General features: G+C 49.1%; 19 protein-coding genes. 11 read left to right on the forward strand and 8 right to left on the reverse strand.

Going from position 1 to position 26,036, the window contains the following annotated elements; all coding sequences use genetic code 11:
* Nucleotides 1-2 precede the first annotated feature (2 nt).
* Nucleotides 3-404: an alternative ribosome rescue aminoacyl-tRNA hydrolase ArfB gene (arfB, locus tag BM202_RS18895; RefSeq protein WP_093828959.1), complete on the forward strand. Its 402-nt coding sequence runs from the start codon at nucleotides 3-5 to the stop codon at nucleotides 402-404.
* A 150-nt stretch (nucleotides 405-554) separates the two neighbouring features.
* Here the strand turns inward: arfB and BM202_RS18900 are convergent, their stop codons facing one another.
* The 3 genes from BM202_RS18900 to BM202_RS18910 form a co-directional block, all read right to left on the reverse strand.
* Nucleotides 555-1,235: a 3-keto-disaccharide hydrolase gene (locus BM202_RS18900; protein WP_093828961.1), complete on the reverse strand. Its 681-nt coding sequence runs from the start codon at nucleotides 1,233-1,235 to the stop codon at nucleotides 555-557.
* A 154-nt stretch (nucleotides 1,236-1,389) separates the two neighbouring features.
* Nucleotides 1,390-2,394 carry a hypothetical protein gene (locus BM202_RS18905; RefSeq protein ID WP_093828962.1) on the reverse strand — a complete coding sequence of 335 codons (1,005 nt, stop codon included), beginning with the start codon at nucleotides 2,392-2,394 and terminating at the stop codon, nucleotides 1,390-1,392.
* Nucleotides 2,395-2,511: 117 nt separating this feature from the next.
* The gene (locus BM202_RS18910) at nucleotides 2,512-5,565 is read right to left on the reverse strand and encodes an FAD-binding and (Fe-S)-binding domain-containing protein (protein ID WP_093828964.1); all 3,054 of its coding nucleotides are present in this window, start codon (nucleotides 5,563-5,565) and stop codon (nucleotides 2,512-2,514) included.
* Between the two features lie 99 nt (nucleotides 5,566-5,664).
* Here BM202_RS18910 and BM202_RS18915 point away from each other — a divergent pair, with 99 nt between their 5' ends.
* The gene (locus BM202_RS18915; RefSeq protein ID WP_093828966.1) at nucleotides 5,665-6,108 is read left to right on the forward strand and encodes a biopolymer transporter ExbD; all 444 of its coding nucleotides are present in this window, start codon (nucleotides 5,665-5,667) and stop codon (nucleotides 6,106-6,108) included.
* Nucleotides 6,109-6,198: 90 nt separating this feature from the next.
* On the opposite strand, the gene BM202_RS18920 is transcribed toward BM202_RS18915, so the two are convergent.
* Nucleotides 6,199-7,248: a DUF4097 family beta strand repeat-containing protein gene (locus BM202_RS18920; protein ID WP_093828968.1), complete on the reverse strand. Its 1,050-nt coding sequence runs from the start codon at nucleotides 7,246-7,248 to the stop codon at nucleotides 6,199-6,201.
* Between the two features lie 711 nt (nucleotides 7,249-7,959).
* Between BM202_RS18920 and BM202_RS18930 the strand changes: the two genes are divergently transcribed.
* From BM202_RS18930 to BM202_RS18970, 9 genes are all read left to right on the forward strand, one after another.
* Entirely contained in the window at nucleotides 7,960-11,205 is a 3,246-nt protein-coding gene (locus tag BM202_RS18930) for a SusC/RagA family TonB-linked outer membrane protein (RefSeq protein WP_093828972.1), read from the forward strand.
* A gap of 21 nt (nucleotides 11,206-11,226) precedes the next feature.
* Nucleotides 11,227-12,663, forward strand: coding sequence for a SusD/RagB family nutrient-binding outer membrane lipoprotein (locus BM202_RS18935; protein WP_093828974.1), 1,437 nt, complete (start codon nucleotides 11,227-11,229; stop codon nucleotides 12,661-12,663).
* Nucleotides 12,664-13,278: 615 nt separating this feature from the next.
* Nucleotides 13,279-14,151, forward strand: a complete 873-nt coding sequence (locus BM202_RS37820; protein WP_093828976.1) for a hypothetical protein — start codon at nucleotides 13,279-13,281, stop codon at nucleotides 14,149-14,151.
* A 23-nt stretch (nucleotides 14,152-14,174) separates the two neighbouring features.
* Nucleotides 14,175-14,417, forward strand: coding sequence for a hypothetical protein (locus BM202_RS37825; RefSeq protein WP_093828978.1), 243 nt, complete (start codon nucleotides 14,175-14,177; stop codon nucleotides 14,415-14,417).
* 51 nt (nucleotides 14,418-14,468) lie between these two features.
* Nucleotides 14,469-14,759, forward strand: coding sequence for a hypothetical protein (locus tag BM202_RS18950; protein ID WP_093828980.1), 291 nt, complete (start codon nucleotides 14,469-14,471; stop codon nucleotides 14,757-14,759).
* Nucleotides 14,741-14,980 (forward strand): hypothetical protein, encoded by a 240-nt coding sequence (locus tag BM202_RS18955; RefSeq protein WP_093828982.1) that lies wholly within the window; start codon nucleotides 14,741-14,743, stop codon nucleotides 14,978-14,980. The genes BM202_RS18950 and BM202_RS18955 overlap by 19 nt, the downstream gene beginning before the upstream one ends.
* On the forward strand, nucleotides 14,980-15,426 hold the full coding sequence (locus tag BM202_RS18960; protein WP_093828984.1) for a hypothetical protein: 447 nt from the start codon (nucleotides 14,980-14,982) through the stop codon (nucleotides 15,424-15,426). Before BM202_RS18955 ends, BM202_RS18960 begins: the two co-directional genes overlap by 1 nt.
* A gap of 44 nt (nucleotides 15,427-15,470) precedes the next feature.
* Nucleotides 15,471-16,418 (forward strand): hypothetical protein, encoded by a 948-nt coding sequence (locus tag BM202_RS18965; RefSeq protein ID WP_093828986.1) that lies wholly within the window; start codon nucleotides 15,471-15,473, stop codon nucleotides 16,416-16,418.
* A gap of 273 nt (nucleotides 16,419-16,691) precedes the next feature.
* Nucleotides 16,692-17,345, forward strand: coding sequence for a porin family protein (locus BM202_RS18970; RefSeq protein ID WP_093828988.1), 654 nt, complete (start codon nucleotides 16,692-16,694; stop codon nucleotides 17,343-17,345).
* Nucleotides 17,346-17,358: 13 nt separating this feature from the next.
* On the opposite strand, the gene BM202_RS18975 is transcribed toward BM202_RS18970, so the two are convergent.
* The 4 genes from BM202_RS18975 to BM202_RS18990 form a co-directional block, all read right to left on the reverse strand.
* The gene (locus tag BM202_RS18975; protein ID WP_093828990.1) at nucleotides 17,359-18,438 is read right to left on the reverse strand and encodes an OmpA family protein; all 1,080 of its coding nucleotides are present in this window, start codon (nucleotides 18,436-18,438) and stop codon (nucleotides 17,359-17,361) included.
* 69 nt (nucleotides 18,439-18,507) lie between these two features.
* Nucleotides 18,508-20,913, reverse strand: coding sequence for an ABC transporter permease (locus BM202_RS18980; protein WP_093828992.1), 2,406 nt, complete (start codon nucleotides 20,911-20,913; stop codon nucleotides 18,508-18,510).
* Between the two features lie 192 nt (nucleotides 20,914-21,105).
* The gene (locus BM202_RS18985; protein ID WP_317039703.1) at nucleotides 21,106-23,436 is read right to left on the reverse strand and encodes an ABC transporter permease; all 2,331 of its coding nucleotides are present in this window, start codon (nucleotides 23,434-23,436) and stop codon (nucleotides 21,106-21,108) included.
* A gap of 127 nt (nucleotides 23,437-23,563) precedes the next feature.
* Nucleotides 23,564-25,990: an ABC transporter permease gene (locus BM202_RS18990; RefSeq protein ID WP_093828994.1), complete on the reverse strand. Its 2,427-nt coding sequence runs from the start codon at nucleotides 25,988-25,990 to the stop codon at nucleotides 23,564-23,566.
* Nucleotides 25,991-26,036: the final 46 nt, after the last annotated feature.

Consider the following 26,036-nt stretch of genomic DNA (forward strand, 5'->3'; position numbering starts at 1 on the left):
CTATGGATGCCACCCGTTTACAACCTGACATACAGTATCAGTTTGCCCGCAGTGGGGGCGCGGGTGGGCAGAACGTGAATAAAGTTGCCACAAAAGCCGAACTGCGCTTCGATGTCCGAAACTCGACGTTGCTCACGGAGGAAGAGCGGGCGACGCTGGAAGAAAAATTAGCCAACAAACTGACCACCGAGGGCGAACTGGTACTCACTCATCAGACCGAGCGGACGCAACTGGCCAATAAGGAAAAGGTAACGAAGAAGTTTTACCGACTCATCGAAAAGGCATTTGAGAAGCCCAAACCCCGCAAAGTGACCAAACCATCAAAAGCATCCGTGGAGGAACGTATTTCCCGGAAGAAGCAGAAAGGTGATATTAAAGAGGGCCGGAAAAAGGTTGATTATTAGAGCAGAAACTACGGATACAAGCTCATAGTAGACGTAACAGTTGAGCCTTTGCGCTACGTATGATAACGTACCTGATTGAGGGAAAACATTAAAAAAAGGCCGCAGATGATCTGATCACCTACGGCCTTTTTTAATGGGTATCAACGTCAACTACAATTCCCGAATCTGAATATTTTTGTACCAGACGCGCTCCTTGGGGCTGTGGTTTTGCAGGGCAATTTTACCTTTGGCGTGAGCTGTTGCATAGGGCCAGTTGGCAAATTTGCTCTTGGCTACCAGCGTTTTCCAGGCATCGGAACCGTATTCATACTCAACGACTTTCTTGCCGTTCAGGAAGTGCTCTACGTGATTTTTGTTGACCACAATGCGGGCTTTGTTCCATTCGCCGGGCGCTTTCGCAATTGAGAAGTCCGATGGTGGAATCATGTCGTAGTTAGCGCCAGTCATTTGGGTGTCTTTTAATTTATAGGGCTTTCCTTCGGCGTCAAGATAACCCTTGTCGTCAATAACCTGATATTCTGGACCCGACATATAGGTTGATTTAATATCGGGGCTGTCGATGATCTTATACACGACACCACTATTACTACCTTTGGGGATTTTGAAGTCGAATTCCAGCTCGAAGTTTTCGTATTCTTTGTCGGTTACCAGATCACCTCCGGTGCCATCGGGTGTCAAAGCACCCTCTTCGACGTACCAGCCAACCACACCATCTTTGTGGTAGCTATGCCAGCCTTTTATCGTCTTCCCGTCGAATAAAGAGGTCCATTTCGGAGGAGCTGCTAAAGCGATTGCGCTAAGCAGCAGGCAGGGAATAAGTAACTTTTTCATGTAGTTCAGAATTTGGGATTAAAGGTACTAAAAACGTAATGCGGACGGTCAGCCGTTGCCTGAAAACCCGCGATTCATAAAGGAAACCTTCCTGTTATAAATCGCGGGTTTCCACAGCAACGGCTGACCGTCCGCATTACGTAAAAACCGGTGCCTAGCTCGCCATTTCGCGGGAGGCTTCCGGGTCGTTATATTTTCGGTCGAGACCATCAGTCGATTTCTGATCAGAACGATCTGGTCCAGAAATCATATCCTGAGCCGCCGTGCTGCTTTCGTCCGCCATTTCCCGTGGGAATTTTTTCGCTTCCTGGGCTTCTTCAGGCCGTTCGCCGGGCTGATTTGGCTCAGCATCTTTGGCATTGACATCGTAGGGCCGGGCAGAATCACCGGTATCCGGCTTGTCTTCCATTCCCTGATTATCAGGTCCTGCTGCTTCCCCTTCGTAGGGAACTCCGTCAACGGGCTCACTCACTCCACCATGTGTTGGCGCTACGTTTACAGTCGATGTAAACGTAGTGAAGGAGTTTATTTCGTGCGACCGATCAGGTTGATCAGGCTCCTGGATTTCGGGTGTAGCGGGTTGTGGTGTACCCGGAAGATCTGGAATTTCCGGTCCGGGAATCGGGTTGTACGGTGGCGTTTCGGGAATACCCGGCACTGGCTGGGTTGGGTCTGGTGTACCCGGCGTTGGCGGAATCATTTCATTGACTGGACTGCCTCCGCCAATGAAATTCCAGCCACCAAATGAATTGGTTGGTGTCGTTTTATCGGGTTCATCTTCCGAAGGTAAGCCCGTATTGACGGTTGCTCCTGCATCGGGATTGCCCGTTAATTCAGCTTCGGCAATTGGGTCTTCAGGCACTTCCTGATTATCAATACCATCGCCCGCGCGGAGTGCTGCGTCAGAGTTTTCGTAGGTTTTCCCCCGCAATTCGTCGCCCTGCAAACCCCGTTCCTCGTCAGAACTGTATCGATTGGCTAGTTGACCATCTACTACGTCGTCTTCGGTATCACCAATGGATGTTAATTTACCGTCCACGAGTTTCACCATATTTGTTTCGGCCTGATCGGCACCGAACATCGCTTCTGCATTTTCACCGGAAACTATATTGGCCTGTTGGGCTCCGTCGCTAAGGGCTGATGAATTTGAATTTTCCATGACTATTGTGAATGTTTTAGGTCTATGGAGAACCGTTGGCAACGGAAAAGGTTTTATAATGCCGTATCGCTGGCCCAGCTATCAAACGTTAATCTCAGCTGGGCCAGCGATACGGCATTACGCCAGTGCATCAAACAAAATCTCAGCGGGGTGCTGGGCTTTGCGGCCCGTTCCGTCTTTGATCTGATGGCGGCAACTGGTGCCAGCCGCTGAGATGATCGCGTCTTCGGCCTTGCGGACGGCGGGAAATAAAACCAACTCACCGATTTGCATGGACAGATCGTAATGTTCCGTTTCGTAGCCAAATGAACCAGCCATGCCGCAACAGCCGGATGGAATCAACTGAACGCTGTAATTGACGGGCAGCGACAGGATTTTTTTAACTGGCACCATCGATGACAACGCTTTTTGGTGGCAATGTCCGTGCACTTTCACCTCTCTGGCTGCGGTTGTAAACTGGTTCTTGTTCACTCGTCCGGCTTCTACTTCAAGCGCGAGCCATTCCTCAAACAGAAAAACGTTTTTGGCGATACGTAGCGCATCCGCTTTTAGCTCAGCCGGAACAAGATCAGGGTATTCATCGCGGAAGGTCAAAATGGCGGATGGTTCCAGACCGATCAGGGGCGTTGCGTCAGTGATGAGATCTTTAAACAGCGTTACGTTCCGGATAGCAATTTCCTTTGCATCCTCCACCAACCCTTTCGACAGGTACGTTCGACCGCTCTCGGCGTGTTCAGGTAAGCTGACCGAGTAACCCAGCCGCTCCAGTAACTGAATGGCTTTCTGCCCGACTTCTACATCGTTGTAATTGGTGAATTCATCACAGAAAAGGTTTACAGTTTTCGGTTTTCGGTTTTCCGGATGGTTAACCGAAAACTGTGAACGGTAAACCGAAAACCATTTCCTCAATGTCGTGCTCGCCAGTTCCGGCATTGTGCGGTCGGGATGGAAACCTACGGCACTGTTCGCCAGACGACGCAGTGCAGGCGTTTCGTAGATAGCGTTGTAAGCCCAGGGCGCTATGCTCGCCAGCGACATAAGTTTGGTAAAATTTCCTACTAGTCGCGCCCGTAGCGGAATGCCTGATTCACGGTACTGTTGTTGAGTAAATTCAGCTTTCATGCGCGTCATATCCACGCTCGACGGACATTCGGCTTTGCAGGCTTTGCAGGACAAACACAAATCCAGTACGTCCTTTACGGCCGCAAAATCGTGTTCAGTAGGTTTGGCCTGATTACTGTAAAAATGCCGTAGAATATTGGCCCGCGCCCGCGTTGTGTCATGTTCGCGACGGGTAGCCATGTAACTGGGACACATCGTTCCGCCCGAAATTTCGGTTTTACGGCAGTCACCAGAGCCGGAACATTTTTCGGCCAGTTCCAGCAGACCGCCATCTTTCGTAAAATCAAAGACCGTTTTGGGTTGCGGAATCACAACGTCGGCTTCCGAACGTAGTGACTCGTTCATGGCCGGTGTGTTAACAACCTTGCCGGGATTGAACGTATTATGTGGGTCCCAAAGCGCTTTGACCTCTTTGCACAACTGATAGTTTTCGGGGCCCAGCATAAACGCGATGCACTCACCCCGAAGCCGGCCATCACCGTGTTCGCCTGAAAGTGAGCCGCCGTATTTTTTGACCAGTTGGGCGGTATTCATCAGCAACGCCCGAAACTTGGTACGTCCTTCCGATGATTTGAGGTTGATAAGCGGTAATACGTGGATTTCGCCCGCTCCGGCATGGGCCGAATATTCCATTTTCAGGCCGTGTTGCTCCCAGGCCATTCTATCCAGTTCATCAATGTAGTCGGGCAGGTCATGTACGTCGACGGCTGTGTCTTCAATGACGTTCGCGGGTTTTTCGTCGCCGGGAATGTTGTACATGATACTCAACCCGGCTTTCCGCAACGCCCAGGGCTTTTTTGTATCGTCGTCGAACAGAATCGGATAGGCATACCCCAGGCCCTTCTCCTGCAATGCATCCACGAATGCGTTGGCCCTCTGCGCTACGTTCTCTTTTGTATCTGCGAAAAACTCGACCATGAGGATAGCTTTGGGATCGCCTTCCACAAACGTCTGATTCTTGGATTGTTCAATATTGGTTTTAGTCAGTTGGAGAATATAATCATCCACCAGTTCCGACGCAGAACATTCATGCGCTAACGCCACCAGATTGGCTTCGAGCGACTGACGAATGGTCGGGAAATGCGCGCAAACCAGGGCAATTTCCTTAGGCGGCAACGGCAGCAGATTCAGTTTTGCTTCGGTAATAAAGCAAAGCGTCCCTTCGGAGCCTGCGATGAGGTTGGCGAAGTTGAAGGTTTCTGCATGGGGTATGGGGCGTGGGGCATGGGGAGAGTCAACGAGGGTGGGTGTCTCTAAGTGCTGCACGCCTTGCTCCATGCTCCATGCCCCATGCTCAAAAAACGCCACTAACGCATCCAGCGCGTAACCTGTGTTACGTCGTTTGACGGTGGGTTTTGGGTAACCGTCCCGAATGTGCTGTTGAACGTGTGGTTTTGACAGCCAATCACGAAACTGAACATAGAGTCGTTGTTCGAGCGGGCTTACTACGTTCTCGCCCCGGCATTTAGCATCGAATTGCTCTTGAGTGAGCGATCCGAATGTCACTTCGGCGCCGTCGCTCAATACGGCCCGCACTTCGAGGAGATGATCGCGGGTAGTGCCCCAGATAATGGAATGGAGCCCGCAGGAATTATTGCCAATCATGCCGCCAATCATGGCCCGGCTGGCAGTGCTGGTTTCGGGACCGAACAACAGGCCGTGCGGTTTTAGAAACGCATTCAGATCATCGCGAATAACGCCCGGCTGGACACGTACCCAATGCCCATCGGCGTTGATGTCCAGAATTTTTCCGAAATATTTAGATATGTCGACGACGATGCCGCTGCCCACCACCTGCCCAGCCAGTGACGTACCGGCCGCACGAGGAATCAACCCCAATTCATGTTGTTGGGCGAAACGTAGCAGTCGTTTAATATCGGCCACCGATTTGGGTAAGGCCACTGCCACCGGCATTTCCTGATAAACCGATGCGTCTGTCGCGTAGAGCACACGCTGAGCGGTATGCTCGGGCGATTCATCGAAATATAGATCACCCTCGAACGACGGGAGCAGGCTGGCAAACGGGAATTTCTGGGTTAAGCGAAACATAGCGGCTGAGCATCAAACGTACGGTAAAGATACAAAAACCGAATCGGGTTTGTGGAAACAGGTCACTTTGACCATCAACTGACCAAAACCCGATTTGCCATGAAAATCCGCCGAAGGTATAATTCGATACGTATCGACTTCACGCCGTTTGTGTCAATAGCCCTGTTGTTAATTGTATTTTTTGTGTGGGTAAAGATGGTACAGCGGCCGAATGTACTTGGTGTTTGGGACGTGCAGGGTTGTCGCAAAGGGATTGATCCTGCAACTTCAAAGCGCGTGCTGGAGATTCTACTGACCGGAAAGGATACTGTTCAATTTTGTTATTCTTCAAGTGGAGCAGTTTGTCGAGCAAATTTTATACCTGTTAATAGGGGTTCAGCCAAGCTTTGTGAAGCGCTATTCCGCTATGGAAAAGAAACATTAATTCCGGGTGAGCTGGCGATACTGATACGTCCAAGTTCAGCCTCTACTATTGGAAGTTTCGTAGACGTACTAGATGAATTGCGAATCGCAGGAAATCTCCCGTATTTACTTGTTTACTGACTCCTTAAGCTGTCATTAATAAAAGAAGCAGGTGGTATGACACATCGATGTGTCATACACCCCACTTCTTTTAGCTACAGTCTACAATTTTTACTGGTTCACATTGACGCTGCCGCTACTGGCGGTAAGTGTTACCGGGATGCCGCCACCGTTCATAGTGCCTTTGATCCGGTCTTTTTCGGTGTCGCCGTTAAAGTTGTTTAGTGGAATTTTGATCCGATTGCCGCTCAGGTTCAGGGTAAGGCCTTTGTTAAGTGGCATTTTTACGTTGATACCGCCTGCACTGGTTGTCAGCCGAACGTACTCGCCTAGTTTCACGATTTCCACGTCCACACTACCCGCGCTGGTGCTGGCGTCAATGCTGCCCGATACCTGTGAGAGACGAACCGACCCACCCGACGTACTGGCTTTGACATCGCCTTCGATGTCGTTGCCGTTTACGCTGCCTCCGCTGGTTTGCGCGTCAACGTCACCTTTCAACTCCGTAAGCCGGATACTACCGCCCGATGTATGCAGGCGCATTTTCCCTGATGACGCTCTCGCTTCAATAGAGCCGCCCGAGGTTTGCAGATCGAGCTGACCTGAGCTTCCGACGCGGCAACGGTCCATATGGATAGAGCCGCCGGAGGTTTGACCGTTGATGTCACCTTCCAGATCAGACATGTGCAGACTGCCACCACTGGTACGGAATTTCTGGTTGCCGGTCAGCGATGCGAGGCTAATGCTGCCGCCTGATGTACGGAGGTCAGTGGTTACTTTGCGCGGAGTGTAGAATTTGAAGCTAATGCTCAACGATTTTTTCCAGTTGTTGCCATTACCCCGGCGTTTGGCGGTGGCAATGATTGTACTACCTTCCTGTGCAATTGAAATGTCAAAATCCCTAAGGCGTTCTTCGATCTCGGCTTTATCGAGTTTATCATTCCAGTTATTGGCTCTGACGTACATTTCAACCTTAGCGTTCATATCGGTTCCGCCTTCGATGGTCAGGCTACCACCGGAGGTTTCTGCCCGAACGGCGTTGATATTTCCCGAAAAGGTCTTGGTCTGGTAAGGCGTATCGTTGTCGAGCGGGGTGGCCAGGGACGTAAAGGCAAACGTAGTGGCACTCAAAAGGGTCAGTAGAAATTGGCTGCTTTTCATGTGGTTTGTCTATTTATGGGATAATGATGTCGTTCCAGGCCAGAAGGTTGCATGAAGGCAGACAGTTTTTGCAGTGGGACGATTATCAATACGTTCAGTGCAGTATGGGGCAAGTACTGTGCCATATTTTATAAGCGTCTGTTGATTAGTTAGTTAATTATTAGTCATAATTAATAAAACGTCCATCAACGGACATTTGCTGTTCGTTGATGGACGTTTATTGTCATAATAGTTGAGTTAATGGAAGCTCCTTGTCCATACCAGTACGCCAGGCCGGCCGGAAAGCCAGTTTATTTGATTTACGTCAAGATTTAATTTTGATTTAGATAAGATTATAAAAATAATATTTTAAAAATATCAATTTTAAATATCATTAAATTGGAAATATTGACCAAAAACAGTAAATAATCGAGAGGGCTCCTTGACAGTCACCTATATACCGGATTATATTTGAGTTAAAGGGAAATTAAAATTCTCTACATCAACGGATTCCTGTTCCACTGTCACTTTGACTAATCTAAGATCGAAGTGCATGTTCTCTAACACTATACGGCTACCCACACGCCGAAGCTTATCTGGAAAAGTAATTGCGTCAGTAATTTTCAACTGGCTATTAGTCAAGGCTATAAAATACGCGTACGCTTTCATTGACAGCACTGATTCTGTGCTGTAACTACTCACAATAATCCTTGTTATTTAACCTATAATCCAATGCAGAACAGAGGTTTACTACTAATGCTGTTTTTTGCCCTTTATTTACCCGCCCAGCTTTTTGCTCAGAGCCGGACCATTAAAGGGATTATTACATCAGGAGACGACAACTCGGCTACGCCCGGTGTGAACGTTATCGTAAAAGGCACAAATGTTGGCGCGTCGACGAATGCCGAAGGAGCCTATTCGATCACGGTTCCCGAAAATCTGGTCAAAAATGGGGTGCTGGTTTTCTCCTTCATTGGTATGAAAACCGCGGAGGTTCCTATTGGGAATCAGAGTGCCATCTCGATCAAGTTACAACACGACGCTACGTCCCTGGATGAGGTCATTGTCAGTGCATTAGGTTTCAAGGAAAACGCAGATAAACGGGGTGCCACAGCCTCTAAAATTGACGCAAAAGACATTGTCCGCTCGGGCGAAACGGGCGTTATCAATGGTATGTCTGGAAAAGCCGCCGGGGTCCAGATTACGAAATCTGCCGGTGATCCCGGGGCTGGTTCGTATATCCAGATTCGGGGCCAGAACACGATTACGGGGTCTACGCAGCCGCTGGTGATTGTGGATGGTATTCCGATCAGTAACTCGACGCTTGGCGATCAGGCTGCGGGCGTAACGCAGCAGTCCCGACTCAATGATATTAACCCTGAGGACATTGCTTCGATGCAAATTCTGAAGGGGGCGTCGGCCGCAGCCTTGTGGGGCTCTCGGGCGGCCAACGGGGTCATTGTGATCACAACAAAAAAAGGCGCGAACAGCGATAAGGTAAATATCTCCTACAGCTCCACCGTTTCGTTCGATACCCCCAACCTGCTGCACCCCTTGCAAAGCAATTACGGCCAGGGATCAGACGGGGTCTATAACCCAACCGTTGCTAATTCGTGGGGCGACAAAATTGCCAATCGCGCTGGTGGTGATGACATCCTTAACATGAATGGCGCGCGCTTTGAGTCGTATACGGGGAAAACTTATTACCCAATTCTTACTAAAAACTCGAAGGAAACCTTTAATGATGTACGTAAGAATTCGGTTTTCCGGACGGGTACGTATATTGATAACAATCTGTCTATCAGTGGCGGAAATGAAAAAGGAAATTTTTACCTGAGCATTGGCGATCTGCGTCAGAAGGGTATTATCAACGGGCAAAGTGATTACAATCGAACCACGCTCCGGTTTAATTCGGAACGTCGATTCAATGATGTGATCAAATCGTCTACGAACGCTACGTATGCCCGGACAACCTCGAACCGGATTCAGCGCAGTAACAGCGTCAATGGACTTTACATTGGGTATCTCCGCTCCGCGCCTGATTTCGACAGTCGTGATTACAAGGGAAATTATTTCTCGTCGCCAACGGCCAGCGCCATCCCAAACCGGCAGCGATCTTACCGAAATTACTTAGGAGCATTGGCAAACCCGATCTACAATGATCCGATGTGGGCTATCAATGAGTTGACCAACTTCTCGGAAGTTGACCGCTTCATTATGAGTTCGGAACTGCTTATTACGCCATCAAAATGGTTCGACGTAACGGTTCGGGGTGGTATCGATGCTAATACGGATCACCGAATCACGAACTATCCCGTTAACTCGGCGGTAAACAGTGGGTTAGGCAGTTACGAAGAAGCGATCTACAAAGAATCGGAGATGAACGGCGACGTTATTGGTCGGGCGTTCGGTGATTTCGGGAAGAACATCACCAGCACGCTGATCGTTGGCTTCAACCTCAATGACCGGAAATACCTGAATCTGGGCGGTACGATGAATACGTTCATTATTCCAGACGCCCCGGCTAATTTCGGTAATTCGCTGACGTCGAATGATGCACCGTATCGGACAACCACGCACCGCCGGATGGCCCGACTCTATTCAACCTTGAATGTGGGTTTCTACAATCAGTTATACGTCAATGCATCGGTAGCGGCTGAATCGGGTTCTACGTTCGGTAGTCAGACGAAATCGACGTTCTACTACCCATCGGCCGATCTGGCCTGGCAGTTTACGCAACTGCCTATCTTCCACGACAATCCAGTCCTGTCCTTCGGTAAATTACGGGCTTCGTACGGTACGGTGGGCGTGCAGCCCGATGCGTATAAAAACGCCACGACCTACGTAAACGCATCGTTTGCCAGCTGGGCCAATCCGCTCAGCGGATCAGGGTATGGCAACGGAGCTTACGTACGTAACGCGACGCAGGGTGATCCATTCCTGCAACCTGAACGGAAAACAGAATATGAAGTGGGGACTGACCTTCGCTTCCTGAACAACCGGCTGACGGCAGGCTTCACGTATTACTCGAACGAGATTACCAATCTGTTGCTGAACGTAGCTGCGGCCGGTTCGACGGGGTATACCTCGAAATACACCAATGCAGGGTCGATGACCAACAAAGGATGGGAGCTTGAAATGAATTTCAACATCCTGAACAAGAAAGGATTTAACTGGAATGTCTTCGGTAACGTGAGCCGGAATATCAACCGCGTAACGAACCTGGCGGGAACGGACATTATTACATTGGGCGGTTTCAGCAGCACAGCCAGTACGGTAGCTAAAGTGGGCTACGCCATGTCATCGCTGTATGGCGGTACATACATGCGGACTGAATCGGGCGCTTTGCAGCTCAATGCCAATGGATTCCCTCAGGTCGGTACTCAGTTTGGGGTTGTTGGTGATCCGAACCCAGACTATCGGGGTGGTTTCGGTACGAATTTGTCCTATAAAAAACTTAGCCTGAACATCCTGTTTGAGACCTTCCAGGGGGGCGATTTCTACAATGGAACACGAGGGACGCTCTATAACTTCGGTACGCATGCTGACGTGGGTAACGACGTAACGCTGACGCAGGACTTGAAGAACTACGCGGGCAAAACCATTGCGGCCGGTAGTACTGTTCGGGGTAATATCCAGGATTTCGGTGCGGGCCCCGTGCTGCTCGATCAATCGTATTACACCTCAATCGGCGGTGGATTCAGTACGTTGGTTGAGCAGTTTATTACCGATGCAAGCTGGACGCGTCTGCGTGAAGTTTCGGTAGGCTATTCGATCAGCTCGCCCAAGTTCCGCGCGAAAACCAAACTGCAATCCATTGACATCACCGTGACGGGACGTAATCCAATCCTGTGGACCAAAATGGTGGGTATCGATCCAGAAACGGCATTGAACGGAGCCAGCAACTCACGCGGTCAGGATTATTTCAACAGCCCGAACACCAAGTCGCTGCTTTTCAGTGTAAAAATTAATTATTAATCTCCCGAAGAAGTCTCTATCATGAAACGAGTATATAAATCGATTTTCGCTGTTGTGTTTGGTCTTCAGTTTCTGGCGTGTTCATCGATCGTGGAAAACCTGAACGTAGACCCCAACAACCCGACCAAATCAACAGCCAGTCTGCTGTTGACAGGCACGGAACTTGCCAACATGGCCACTCAGGAAGGCATGGCCAGCCGGTTAACGACCATCTGGGATGGGTATGCCTCCGGGGCCGACCGCCAATGGCTGGATTATTACAATTACAACGTAACGGCTGGCGTGTATGACGCCGACTGGAACCTGGTTTATCAGGCGACAAACGCCAATGCGCTGCTCACGATCGATCAGGCTAACGCGCTTGGAAACCGCAAAATGGTTGGTATTGCCAAGATTTTACGGGCCAATGCACTGGCTACCGGTACCGAACTCTGGGGTGATATTCCATTCGATCAGGCGGGCGATATTGCCAAATATCCCAATCCGGCGTTTGAGCCCCAGGCGACGGTGTACACTAAACTGCTCGCGTTGCTGGATGATGCGATTGCCGATCTGAAATCGGGCGTAGGTACTGTTACGACAGAGGATATTCACTTTGGGGGAGATGCGACCAAATGGACGCAGGTAGCCTATACGTTGAAAGCTCGTTTGCTGACTGATACCAAACAATATGATGCGGCTTACACGGCGGCTCAGAGCGGGATTAGCGCGTATGCCAACTCGCTCTACGCACCACACGGCAACACCGCCAGTGTGAACCAGAATTCGTATTTCTCCTTTCTGGCCAGCACACGAACCGGGGATATAAACGCCGTTGGAGCCTATAACACGACGTTGCTGAATCCGACGAGCGCTCGCTATCGGGGTAATTCGAAAACAATCGAGACGGCCCGGTTCAAGTTTTATTATTTAGAGGCTGGTGTCAACAGCCCTGGTAAAATTGAACCGAATACGACGGGTGCGACGGGCTTTTTCGCGCAGAGTGCCAGTTTCCCGCTCGTTACGTACCAGGAGAATAGCCTGACGCTGGCGGAGATGGCTTTACGCTCCGGCAAAGGTTTTGCGACGGCTTTAGGTCATCTGAATACGTACCGGGCATGGCTGAACACCGGCGGTAATATCAATGCGGCTTATCTGACGGCAGGTGCCTACAAATATGATCCCTACGCAGCAGCTGATTTTGCCGCTGGTGGTATTGAAAATGCCGATGGCATAACAGCCGACAACGCCTTGCTCCGGGAGGTTTTGCAGGAACGCTACGTATCGTTCTACGGCCAGCATCTGGGCTGGAATGATGAGCGCCGGACTCGAGCAGAGCCGTATGGTATCAAACTGACGCCGAACAATGGTACCCAGCTTCCGTGGCGGTTCATTTACCCGCAAAATGAACTTAACTCCAATCCGAACGCACCCAGACCTGTACCCGCTACGTTCGAAGCGCCCGCTATCTACAAGTAATAAGAGTTTCGTCAAAACCAACAAACCGACACTAATGAGTAGGGCAACTTACTCATTAGTGTCGGTTTGTTGGTTTTACTGTAGATGTTGCCCTTATCAAAAAAGCAAAAAAGATGCACGGATTGGCGTACCATGTCTAGTCTTTCACCTACAGCTTAAATGCTTGTTCTGGCGTCTCTATTGATCCGGTACTTCTGTACCATATTGGCGATTAATTCTTCTGTTCAAACGACCCAATGGTAGGCGGATACTACTTCGGTTAAGTATAGCACTGAGGAATTGTTGAATTGAAATTTTTAAAGAATATTTATCTTATTAGTTATAATCTTCTTACTCTCTTGATAGAAAAAAGCTCCGTTTTTAATACTATTTTAAGCCTTTTTTCCAGTACGTATAAGTAAAACTAAACAAGTAAAATTACTCGGTTTACAAACCCTGATTTACTAGTTAAAAATTATGAATTTTCGAATAATAAATAACTTATTGTTTATTTAGTTGTATGATTTGTTGTCAATAGTCGAAAAAAGGCTACTTCGACAATAAATTAAGACGAGTAAAGTAAGACGTAGCCTTAATCAGATACAGTGTTGTATTATAAGTTAAGACGCTAAACGTATGAAAACTTTTCTATGGTCACGGCATTGGTTATTGGTGCTATGTTTACTTTTTGTTCTTTCCTGTCATCGGGAGGATTTTATTACTCAGCCTGTTCCCTTAAGTCAATCCTTCACGATTTCAGCAGCCAGAGAGTGGACAGAGGATTTTGTTAAAGCGGATAGTAACCGCAATCAGCCTTATTCCACAAGAACATTACTCTGGAAGCAGGCTACCATGAAACGCAGCCCCCAGGGACTTGATTACGTACAGATACCCATTGAGGAAGATCCGCATACAAGGCGAATAATCTATGATCCTGCAAGTAAAGATTATGTGTTAGCGCCTAAACTCCAGTTAGTAGTTTACAAATTGCCTGCGGGAAACATGGGGATTGCCGTTATGGAGTTAGCGCCATCCGGAGAGTATGCAGGGTCACATCAGGGTTTTACCGGCGACCATGATTTTTCGGGTCTACAACTGGTGCGGACCTGGCAGGGGAAATTGATAAAAGGGCATAAATTTGAAAATGGGAAAGTTACTGGTGTTCTCTCTTTTTATAACACCCCGAGCCCTAAGGCCAGAATGCTAAGTTGTACCCGTTGGGTCCACGAGTATCTTTATTCGGCTGCACTACCTCCGATGGTACAGCTACAGCTGTGGGAACAACAATTGACTATCCCCTGGGCGCCTATCATGCTTATCCTCCCACGCCTGATCAATCGTCTCCATTCAGTTATCAAACCTGTTATGGAGACTGGTCATCCAATGGGACCGATGAATATGAAATCTGCGCCCCTGATCCAACCTATGATCCGTATAATCCGGCATACCCCACAAATCCTTCTGATCCTTTTAATCCATCGACAGGTTCAGGACCAACGCCAATTTTAGAACTTTTCAATAACAAAAAAGCCTTGTTCGGGCCATGCCCCGGCCTGACTGACGCCTGGCGGTATCACATCGATTTCAAGCCATCTTCGGTTATCAAAGATAAACTGAACCGTTTGGCGTCCAATCCCTCATTTCCCCAGGATAACTATCCGGGAATACGTAATGACTGGTATGTTCAATCGATAAGTGGGGCTTCAGGAGCGGCAATTAATCTGGACAACTTTTCGGTTTTCATGAATACGTTGCCCACCATTGATGGTCACTAGCTTTCGGTCGATGAGTTTGCTACCTACATTCGGCTCAATCTAAATAATTTTGTGGATACGTCCATCAGCAGTTTTGCTCCCCAGCCCAACACAGGGGAAAATGAAGCTGACCTTTGGAACAGCTACGATGCGTTGGGCGCTATCATCTCGATAACCATATTTCCTGACCCAGGCTCAGTTATTGTAAGTGATCAGGTTCATGGCGCTGATGCTGCGGGATGGACATTCAGTACCATTCGAGATCCATTAAATCATCAACATCCTGTTAGTGGGACTCGGGTGTTTACGCTTTATCAGGCCGATGGGGGTATATCTTCTCCACAATGGGCGCTGATCGATTGACTAATTATGCTGGCGTACTGGGCGATGTTCTCCTTCAGGGATATCCCTTTCGATCAGCTGATAGCCTCTGGCTAAGTATGCAAGCCAAACTGGCCCAATTCATAAATGATCATCAGGCGGTAGCCGAGATCCGTGACCCGATTACGAATCGCCCGAACTGGCAAGCTGTGAAAAATGCCCTGGACAACAATCTGTCCCTAAGTACCTTACCTTGTAACTAATGAAACGTCTACGAAAACCGTTAATCAGGGGACTTCTGTCGCTACTGATTTGTGCCCTGATTAACGGTATCATTCTTGGGATTTTTACGGTGGTTCACAAGTTGCCCAACCACAATTATTTATGGGCCAGCTACGTCGGGTTTATATCGATTTTGATCTACGGCTGGTGGCTCTATTACTTACCAGCTTTACTCGCTTTTTTCGTTTCAATACGCTTTATACACTCAGTCAAATTTATTTATTACATGAGTCTGGGGGCAACCTGGGGGGGCTTGTGGAGTGCTTTTTTTTTACTTCTTCAGCCCAGGCTTCCCCGGTTGGTCTGGTACTCAATGCCAACGCCCAACGAGTGGTTTACTATACCCACTTACGTACTGGTTGGCGCAATATATGGATTTGTTTATCGGAAATGGCTGATGGAGAAATCGTCACTTAAGACCTTGTAAGCCTGTTTATTTTAAATAAAGAACTGTGTAAATTCATTTCACTCATGCATCCCATATTTACAATCCGATTATTACTGATTCTGTTGGCAAGCTGCCCTTCATATCTGGCGCTGGGGAGCGATAAATGTTTTACTATTTTCGGTAAAAAATATACCGATGGGCAAACGGCCTATATAGACTGTACCGTCAATAGTCTATATATTTCAACTGATTATACATACGAAACTACGTGGAAGCCAGGCGTCAAAGAATGGAACGTCTCAACCAACTTTACGTACCAGACTGGTCAGCTTGGATCAGATGTAACGGTAAACTTTGATCCCAATAAAAACGATGGCCAGTTAAGTGCCACCTTATGGGAGGGAAATGAGGTGATAACCGTGCATATTACCCAGCGTTCGACGCCAACGCTGACCATTGCCCCAACGCTTTGCTCGACGGGTCAATCCGGTGATTTTTCAACGACACTCAATTTTTACGGCCCTTCAACGGCCAACGTCGTCTGGGAAACAACGGGTGGGGTTCGGGTTATGGGGGGTAACGTTTATCGGGTCACCGATAATACCATCAGCCGGGCTACTGTACAGCACAACTCATACGGAACGGTAACGGTTTACGGCGAAATTCCGGGCTGTAATAACATGCGGACCAATTCGGTCACCCAACATATTGGAACGCCGGGAGGCAGTGACATAACCTTTAGCGCCAATCCAGATCCTGGTATATCCTTACAGGCTGGTCAGATGTATAATTTTAGCTCAAGCCTGAATCTGCCTTCCCAGTATAGCTATGGGTGGTCCATACTCCAGGGAAACAGCAGCGTAGGTTATTTTTACGGTACAGGTCCCTGGTTAACGCTCAGTACGACTTCTGACTCAAGTCCGGGTGGGTTTATTGTTCAGATGGCAATCACCAATTCCAGTTGTAATACCACGGGGACGACCTCCCGTACGTTCATGAAAAATACAGGGGGGGGGGATACTATCGGGTAGCGGCCAACCCAAGCAGTGATGTACTGACGGCCGTATTTGATCCTGTCGATGATACCAGCAGCCTGCCGGGTAGTTTACGTTTGACTCATGAGAAAATGGGCATTGTCAAGGAAGTAAACGTTCAGGAAAACTATTCAAAAGAAGCAAATAAGACGGGTCTTAAGGTTAATATTGATATTCATGAGTTACCCAAAGATACTTATTATTTACAAGGGGTATACAGCAATGGAAAGGTTCAGAGTACGCGGGTAGTTATTCAATAACCTGACTAACATGAAAAAGCTGATTCTAATTGGTATATTTAGTCTGTTTGTGGGCACTTTTACGGGGCAGGCTCAGTCGAATCCTCCGATTAAAATCGGTATAAGAGGTGGGGCCGGTACGGCTCGGTTTATAGAAAATGGGGTTACAAATAATTTTTTATTTTCATACCAGGCTGGCTTAGCTGTCGAACATAAACTCACCCCCCGTTATTCGCTGGGCTATGAGTTACTTTATTCCAGACAGGGTAATATGAGTTATTTTAGCAATCCTGGCTTTTACACAAAGGTCCGAACAAGGTATGATTACCTGACACTGCCTGTATCGCTACGCTATAGACTGCCCAATTCACTCCTAACCCTAAGTCCGGGTGTCCAGCTTGGTTACCTATTGGCTGGCCAGGTCGACTTTCTGCCTAAATCGGGTTATACAAACAGCGAAAATTCAATTCTTCAAAAAGTTGACTATGGCTTTTCGATTGGTCTTGGGATGGCCTTGGGAAAACGGTTGTTTACGGAGATAAAATACTATCAGAGTTTACATTCAGCTTTGAAAACATTTGTGGGGGTTGACCCTTTAACAGGTTTAGCGATCACAAAAGCATCCCCGGAACGCTATAATCAGGTAGTATCAGCAACGCTGACCTACTATCCATTTGTGCGATAGAATACTAACTGGTTTAACGAATCGTGATCTCTACGCGCCGGTTTTTGCTACGTTCGCTTTCAATAGCATTGTCGGCAATGGGGCGGGTGCCGCCGTAGCCTTTTGAGGTAACGCGCTCATCGGCAATGTCTCTACGTGTCAGGTAACTAGACACAACTTTCGCGCGATTTTCGGAGAGCGCCAGATTCAGGCGTGGGTCGCCGACGTTGTCGGTGTGGCCTGCTATTTCGATGGACCAGTGCGGATTCTTTTTCAGGGTAGTCACCAATTGATCCAACTCTGCCGATGATTCGGGTCGTAAAATGTAGCTGCTTTGCTCAAACTGAACGCTACGTAGTACGAACGTAGTACCAGCTTTTAGCTCAGATTCCGGTTCGGATGCTGGTTTGCGAATCGGTGCTGATGCCACTAACGTATCAACAACGGCTGTTTGCTTCGATGGTGGCGGAGTAAGGATTGTTTTCGGTTTTGCGATGGTCAGTGGCTTTTTAGGAATAACTTTTGGCGGAGGGGAAGCCGCTATTACGGGCGTTGTGGCAACTGGCTTTATTTGTGTTTCCGCGATGACAATAGGTGGGGCTTTTTGAAAAAAATACTTCGCCGTTATTGACTCGCCGGGATTACTGAACCCATTGAAAATCGTCTTTGGCGCATTGGGAAGCACCCAGAATAATTCAATTTCGCCTTCCAGTAAATCGTTAAAATAATCGATTCGCAAATCGTAGTATTTTCCGGCTTCCAGAATAACACTGCCTCCAAAACGGTTCGAATCGTTTAAATACCAGGCATCGATCACTTTTTTATTGCCAACCCACACGCGCACACCGTCATCTACCCGTGCATTGAACGTGTATTTTCCGGAAAGAGGAGCCATCAGTTTACCCGTCCAGCGAATAGAATAATAGGAATGGGAAAGGCCAGGAGCGGGGCTACGTCCTTTCCAGTCGAAATTGATTTCTGGATCAAGGCGAGTAACGACTTTTCGATCGAAATTTATTCCGGTATAATACTCACCTTTCAGCCCCTGCTGCGCGCGTGCTGCCACAGGTATCAGGTAGATAAATAATCCGGCAAGTGTGGCTAGTGCTTTCATCTGTAAGCCTTTAGAGCAAAGATGATCGTTTCCTGTTTTGCTTGTAAATAAATGGTAGGAAAGGTTGATTTACTCCATTCGCAGGCTTTTAGCCGGGTTGGTCAGGGCGGCTTTCATTGCCTGGAACGAAACCGTCAGGAGCGTGATGATCGTGACAAGGCTTAACGTTACTGCAAAGACCCACCAGCCGAGATTAATGCGATACGCGTAGCTTTTTAGCCAGTTGTTCATCACAAACCAGCCCACGGGTGCCGCCAGTGTGAAGCCAATGGCAAGCAGCCAGCCGAACTCGCGGCCAAAGAGCCACAGGAGTTGGTTTGTGCTGGCTCCCATCACTTTCCGCACGCCAATTTCTTTCTGTTTGGCTTCAGCCATAAACAGCACAAGACCATACAATCCCAGGCAACCAATCAGGATGGCAATGACCGAAAATACCTGCGCCAGTGCCAGCAGAATCCGTTCGGTGATATAGAAATTTTTCAGCAAATCATCCACGAAGGTAGCCTTGAAAACCCGCTCGGGAAACTGCTCATTCCAGGCGCTTTCGATGGTTTTCAGCGTTGCGGGTACGCTGGCGGGATTGATACGTAGCGCGGCCATGTCGTTTTCGCGGTGTATGTTGAGCAGCACAATGGGCTGAAGGCCCATTTTCAATTCGCCCGAATAAAAATTGTTGACGACGCCAACGATGGTTCTGTCGTTGCCCCAGATGGTAAGCCGTTTGCCAAGGGCCTCCGATGCTGACCGTAACCCCAGTTGTTTCACCATCGTTTCATTGATGAGCGTTTCGGCATTCGTCGTGTCGTTATTGCGGAAATTTCGTCCGGCCAGCAGCTTGATGCCGAACAGCGACAGGTAGTTCGTATCGCCAATTTTGACGCTGGTCGGGAATTTTTCGGGCTCTGTATGCGTGTCGAACGTAAACGGAACGGGGTTTCGCCGGAACGATGCGGGTGGTTCAGCGCCCAACGCAACCTGCTCGACACCAGGCACCTGGCGCATACGATCACGTAGCGTCTGCTGCTTTATCGGATTGTTGGTCGGAACAGGTACGGTTAAAATGGCTTCTTTTCGGAAACCCAGATCAGCCTGTTGCATGTGCCGGACCTGGGCCATCATGACGATAACCCCAATGCAGAATAACTGCGTAATGAAAAACTGCGTGATCACCAATCCCCGCCGAACGCGTAACCCGCCCACCTGCTGCGTCGTCATTTGTCCGTGCAAGGCCGCTACCGCTTTAAAACGGGTCAGTACCAACGTAGGATACAGGCCTGCCAGGGTAATGACGCCCACAATTAAACCCGCAAACCACAACAGCGACCTCGGCAAAAACAGATCGAGAATACTAAGGTCAGCGTTCAGCATGGACAGTGCGTTATTAAGCGCAGGTAAACCAAGTTGCGCCAGTAACATACCCACGACCACTGCCGCCAGCGTAATGAGCGTCGTTTCGGTCATAAACTGCCCAATGAGTTGCCAGCGCGTGCTCCCCATTGCCTTCCGAACACCTACTTCTTTGGCTCGTTTCAGCGCGTGGGCCGTAGCGATGTTGATGAAATTGATGCAGGCCCCAGCTACTAAAAATAACCCGACTATGATCAATGCGTAGAGAATAAGGTAGGGTGATTCACCACCATACTGCGGATTATGGCTCAAATCACTTAGCGGCAATACGTGAAAATCGAGGGTTTTGGCTTCCAGAGCACTCAGGTATTTCTTGCGGATGATGGGCAATGTACTAACCAGTTGTTCTACAGAGGCTCCGGTACGTAGCGTTGCAAAACACACCGTTGTGACATTGCCCCAGGATTGCATTGCCTGCTGTCCTTTGCTCCCCAGCAAAGCCGGAATGGTGCTGTAGGAAATAAGGAGTTCGTACCGAAGCTTGGTATTCGACGGGGGATTTTTGATGACGCCCGTTACGGTCAGATCGGTTTGATTATCGTAACGTAGCACTCGACCGACGGCATTCGTCGTTCCAAAATACTTCTCGGCGTATCGTTCCGACAGAACTGCCGTATTGGGTACTGACAGGGCTGTTTTGGGGTTTCCATTTACCCAGGCGACATCAAAAACGTCGAAATACTGCGGTTCCGTAAAGCAGAGCGTACGCGACTCATCAAACTTTTTACTGAATCCCCCTTTTCCGTCCGGTACGCTAACCACACGTCCGAAAATGTTTTCCACCCGAACGGCGCTTTCCACAAACGGATAATCACGGCGCAGGATTTCACCCAGCGGTCGGGGCGTGGCATCGGTGGGTACTACGTTCTCGTGGTGCAGGTCAGTGACAATCCAGTAGGTCCGGTCGGCTTTCGCGTGGTAACGGTCGAAGCTGAACATATAACTAACCAACAAGAATATAACGATGCCGCAGGCCAGACCCACCGATAATCCAAAAAGACTAATAGCGTTTACGCGTCGATAGCGCCAGAGGTTACGAAGCGCCGTTTTGAGATAATTTCGAAACATAATTGTCAGTATAGTTTAAGAGTCGCAGGACTGGATTCGCTCATTGCCTACGACAACAAATATATATAATATTCTTATATATAAAATATATAGTAGTATGTGGATGCCATATTGGCGTCTTCGGGTGCGTCAGCTATACTTTACATCAGCCGAAACCATCCGGGTAAGGAGCCGCAAATATGCGGCTTCACATTATTCACTACGTAGTGATTTTGCTGGGTTGGTCAGCGCCGTTTTGTAGGTACGCCAGCCGATGGTTAGACCACCTAATAACAGCAATATGCCAAAGCAAAGGCTCAAGGCGCCTAAACCGAGGGAAACGTGATAGGTGAAGGTCTTCAGAAATAAACTACCGGCCAGATAGCCTAATGGTAAAGCAATAGCTCCGGCGATCAGCAGTAGTTTCAGGAAATCCCACGACAGGAGCCAGATAACCTGACTAACGCGTGCGCCCATTACCTTCCGGACGCCCACTTCCTTCGTGCGCAGCTCGGTTGTGTAGGTGACCAGGAGGCCCAGGCAGGCGATTGAGACCGCTAAGCCAATTAACAGCGCCATAAAGCTTATATCGTCCGTGTGGCTGTGTCGGTCATACAGGAAATCGTCGTACCACTGGCCGTTGAAGGGTTCGTACGGATTCTGTCGTTTCCAGATCCGGGCTATGTTGCTTTTAATCGCTTCTGGATCGTTACCCGCTACTTTCACCGTCAGATACCGGAACTCATTCGGTTGATAGCGAAGAAGTAAGGGCTGTATTTTCCAGACGAGAGTAGTGAATTTAAAATCTTTCAGCACGCCGGCAATCTGTACCTCCGTACTGTCATTTAGCCAAAGGGTCTGTCCAACAGCGGTTCCGGCGGTACCAAATTTAAAGGTTCGGACGGCTTCCTCGTTGACAAGCACCATCCGCGAAGCCGAGTCGGATACCGACATGGGCAGGTTCTGACCCGCCAGCATGGTTAGATCGGTTATAGGCACTAAATTGGCATCCGTAGCAAAGACATGGGCAGCCGATGAATCGCCCCCAGCTTTCTGCCGATGGATCATCTGCCAGCCATTGCCGTGATCACCAAATAAAGCGCCCGTAGCCGCTACCTGCTCTACACCCGCTAATTGGGCAATATCGGTCGATAAACGACCGGATGGCAAACCATTCAGCGGAATGGTCAGTATGTTTTCCCGCTGAAAACCATAATCAGCTGTGGCCATGTAGTCTTGCTGAAGCGCCATGGCCAGCAGGGAAATCATGGCCAGTAAGGAAATAGAAAACTGAACCACAATCAACGATTTACGGAGGGTAATTCCCTTGAATACCCGGAGGCCGGTTTGACTACGTAGCACCTGCGCTGGTTGGAAACTCGACAAGACCCGTGCGGGTAATAGTCCCGCCAACAAGCCTGTCATAAGGCTGAATGTTATGAAAACCAGCCATATACGAATGTCATTTTCCCACTGTACGCCCCCAATGAGCCATTGCTGCACAAAAGGCATCGGCTTAATTACTTGAAGCATACCATACGCCAGCCCAAGTCCAGCCAGCGATAACACCGCCGATTCGGCCATAAACTGCCCCATCAGTTGCCAGCGTAGTGCTCCGGCTACTTTTCGAATCCCTACTTCCCGAGCCCGACTTAACGACCGGGCCAGTGTCAGATTGATGCAATTGAAAGCGGCCAGTAGTAGCGTTAGTAAGCCTATGCCCAACTCCGTTTCCAGTTTCCCGGCAGTCGGTTCATAGCTTGCCCTCATTAATTCTTCGCGTGCTGGCGAAAGCTTCGTCAAGGGCTGGCTACGAAACGTGTAGCCTTTATCCTTCGCAAATCGCAGACCTTTTGTAACCCGGCTGGCTAGGGCTGGCAGTATTCCATCAAGTGTCTCTGCTGGTACGCCCGGTTTTAGTAAAACGTAGGTATAACCTTGCGCATAGTCTGTCCAGTTCGTCATGGATCGTTGCGATTCCGGGCTGGAAAACGTCGCCATCGACACGAGCGCATCAAAGTTTAAGTGAGACTTTGTTGGGTTTTCGGCGAGAACACCCGCAACCATCATAGCGCCGAGCGTTGGGTGTTCTACGATTTTGCCAAGGGGATTAGCCGTCCCAAAAAATCGTTTGGCTGTCTGCTGCGTCAGAACAACGGTTTGGGGCGCAATGGCAGCTTGCCCTTTCTCGAGTCGAAACCCGAAAATTTTAAAGAAACCCGGATCAACTGCGCTATAGATGACAGGCAGTTGTTTTCGATTTGCACTAAATTCGCCGGAGTTACCAACAACGCGAGTTGCTTCTTCCACAAACGGATAATTCTGCTTCAACGCATCTGCAAGGGGCAGGGGTGACGTAGCAAATCCCTGTTCGTCGTTGTTGGTTGCCGTTACGTCCGTTAGAATGCGGTACGTCCGGTCGGCGTGCGGATGAAAGGAATCGTAGTCAAAAGCCCCTTTGATATCGATCATGGCCAGCAAACACACCAGCAGCCCGATGCCAGGCCAAAGATGTTGATGAAGGAAAACAACTTGTGTTTCCACAGATTTCGGAAGGCCGTTTTAAGGAAGTTTTGGAGCATGGGGGTAAGGGCATGGGGCTTGGAGCACGGTGCATGAAATTAGGCGCCATACTATACTGATGGACCTTCCTTGCTCCATGCCCCACGCGTTATTCGCTACGTAAACTCTTCACCGGATTCATCAGGGCGGCTTTGATGCTCTGGAAACTGACGGTCAGGATGGCAATACCTACGGCCAGTAAACCCGCGAGGGCGAACACCCACCACGAAAGATCAACCCGATAAGCGAAATCCTGTAACCAGTGGTCCATCATCCACCAGCCAATGGGCGTGGCAATGATGATGGCAATCAGAACCAGTTTGAGGAAATCTCTCGATAAAAGCGTGATAAGACTTCCTACTGATGCTCCCAATACTTTCCGCACGCCAATCTCTTTGGTTCGTTGTTCGGTGGCATAGGCCGCCAGACCGAACAAACCCAGACAGGCAATGAGTATCGCCAGAGCCGACGCAACCGTGAAAATGGTGCTGTATTGCTGTTCGGTCTGGTATTGTTTGCGGTAGTTTTCGTCCACAAAGTAATATTCAAAGGGATTGCCGGGAAAGAGTTGTTTGTAGAGTTGTTCCAACTCGCCAATCTTCGCCTGCATACGATCCGTCGATAGGCGAACGGTATAATTTGTGCTGGGATAACCCGGATAAATAATCAGCGGCTCAATGGCCTGTTGCAGCGATTGATGGTGATAATCATTGATCACCCCGACAATTTCCAGTTCGGCACCGTATTTCAGTTTCTGCCCGACGGCGGCCTGGGCCGAGGCAAAACCGAGGGATTTGGCCGCTTTAGCATTGATTAACACCCGGTTGGCGTCGGTGCCTTTGGCGCACATTTCGGGCGTAAAGTTTTGCCCGGCGGCTAACGTAATGCCATAGGTTTTCAGGAAACGATCATCGGCATACGTAACGGCATAGCTTTTCTTCTCATCGCCGGGAACGGGATTCAAGCGGGTAATGCCGGCCGCGTTGTAATTGTACCAGCCGCCCGGTACACTCCCCGAATTGCAGTAATCATCGACGAAAGGCAACTGAGCAATCTCATTCCGGAAGGCCGTTCGTCCGGCTCTTCGGGCCGAATCAGCGCCCACTTCGGCGCCCTTAATGACCAGCAATTGTTTCAGGTTCATGCCCAGATTCTGATTCTGCATGAATGACAATTGTCGGTACAGGACCACCGTGGCGACAATCAGCACAATGGAGATCGTAAACTGAAACACGACCAGTGATTGTCGTACCCAAACGCCCTGACCTGTCCGGACAAAGGCCGTTTTCATCACGCTCAGTACGGGAAAGCCCGACAGCACAAAAGCGGCATAACTGCCCGAGGCCATAGCACCCAGTAACACAGCTCCCAAACCAGCAATCCAGAAGGGGCTCTGGCCAATTGATGCTAGCGACAGCGGCTTGCCAACCAGCTGATTGAAAGGTTCCTGTAGTAACAGGATAAGAAGTATGGCCAGCCCGAATCCCAGCAGGTTGAGTATCAATGATTCGCCCAGAAACTGGCCGATAATTTGCTCGCGATTAGCACCAACAACTTTCCGAACACCCACTTCTTTCGCCCGTTTCAGCGCACCGGCGGTCGATAAGTTGATGTAATTGAGCCAGGCAATCAGCAGAATCAGCAGGGCAATACCACCCAGCATATACACAAAACCGACTTTAGCGTTCGTAGGGCGCGTATCGCTCAACCCGTCGCCCAGGTGAAGATACGTAAGGGGCTGCATCTGAATCAGATCCGCTTCTTTCGGACGCGCTTTGGCAACCAGTTCTGCCGCTTTGCCTTCAAATACAGCCAGATCAGCTTTGGGATTGAGGAGGACCACCGTTTCGGAGAAGGACCCGTTCCAGTTGTCTAAACTCGCCCAGTCATTGCCATTGCGATTCCCTTCATTCGCCAACGTACTGAGCGAATACACGAGGTCAAATTGCAGATCGGAGTTGGCCGGAACATCCGCAAAAACGGCAACTACCCGATAAATACCTTTTCCAAACTGGCTGTTGAGTGTCAGTACCTTACCAATGGGATTTGCACTTCCGAAATACGTTCTGGCTTTTGTTTGGGAAATCGCGACCGTATTGGGCTGGTGCAGCGATGGCGACCCTGCCATCAATGGAAATGAAAAGATCCGGAAGAAATCGCCATCAGCCGTAATTGAATTAGTCTCCCTGAATGAACGTATTGACTGCGTCTTGTCAGTACTCGGAACGGTAATAATACCCTGCTGAACCGAGGTAATTCGGCAAACGGCTTCGGCGTTACCGAACTGCTGTTTGAGGGCTGGCGCTATCGCCGACGGCACATAATTATCGGTTTTTCCGTCTTTGTGCTCTAGCAATACGCGATATGTATTGGCCAGATTCGTATGGAATTGATTGAAGCTTTTTTCAAAACTGACATATTCCAGGATCAGGACAAAAGCAGCAATGCCAAGCGCCAGTCCAACAATATTGATGAACGAGAATACCCGGTTCTTGCGAAGACTGCGCAGGGCGATTTTGATATACGATTGAATCATAAGTAAAGGGCATGAAGTGAAAAAAAGAAAAAGTTGGGATGAACCT

The sequence above is a fragment of the Spirosoma endophyticum genome, from assembly GCF_900112365.1.
In the GTDB taxonomy this organism is placed as follows: Bacteria; Bacteroidota; Bacteroidia; order Cytophagales; family Spirosomataceae; genus Spirosoma; species Spirosoma endophyticum.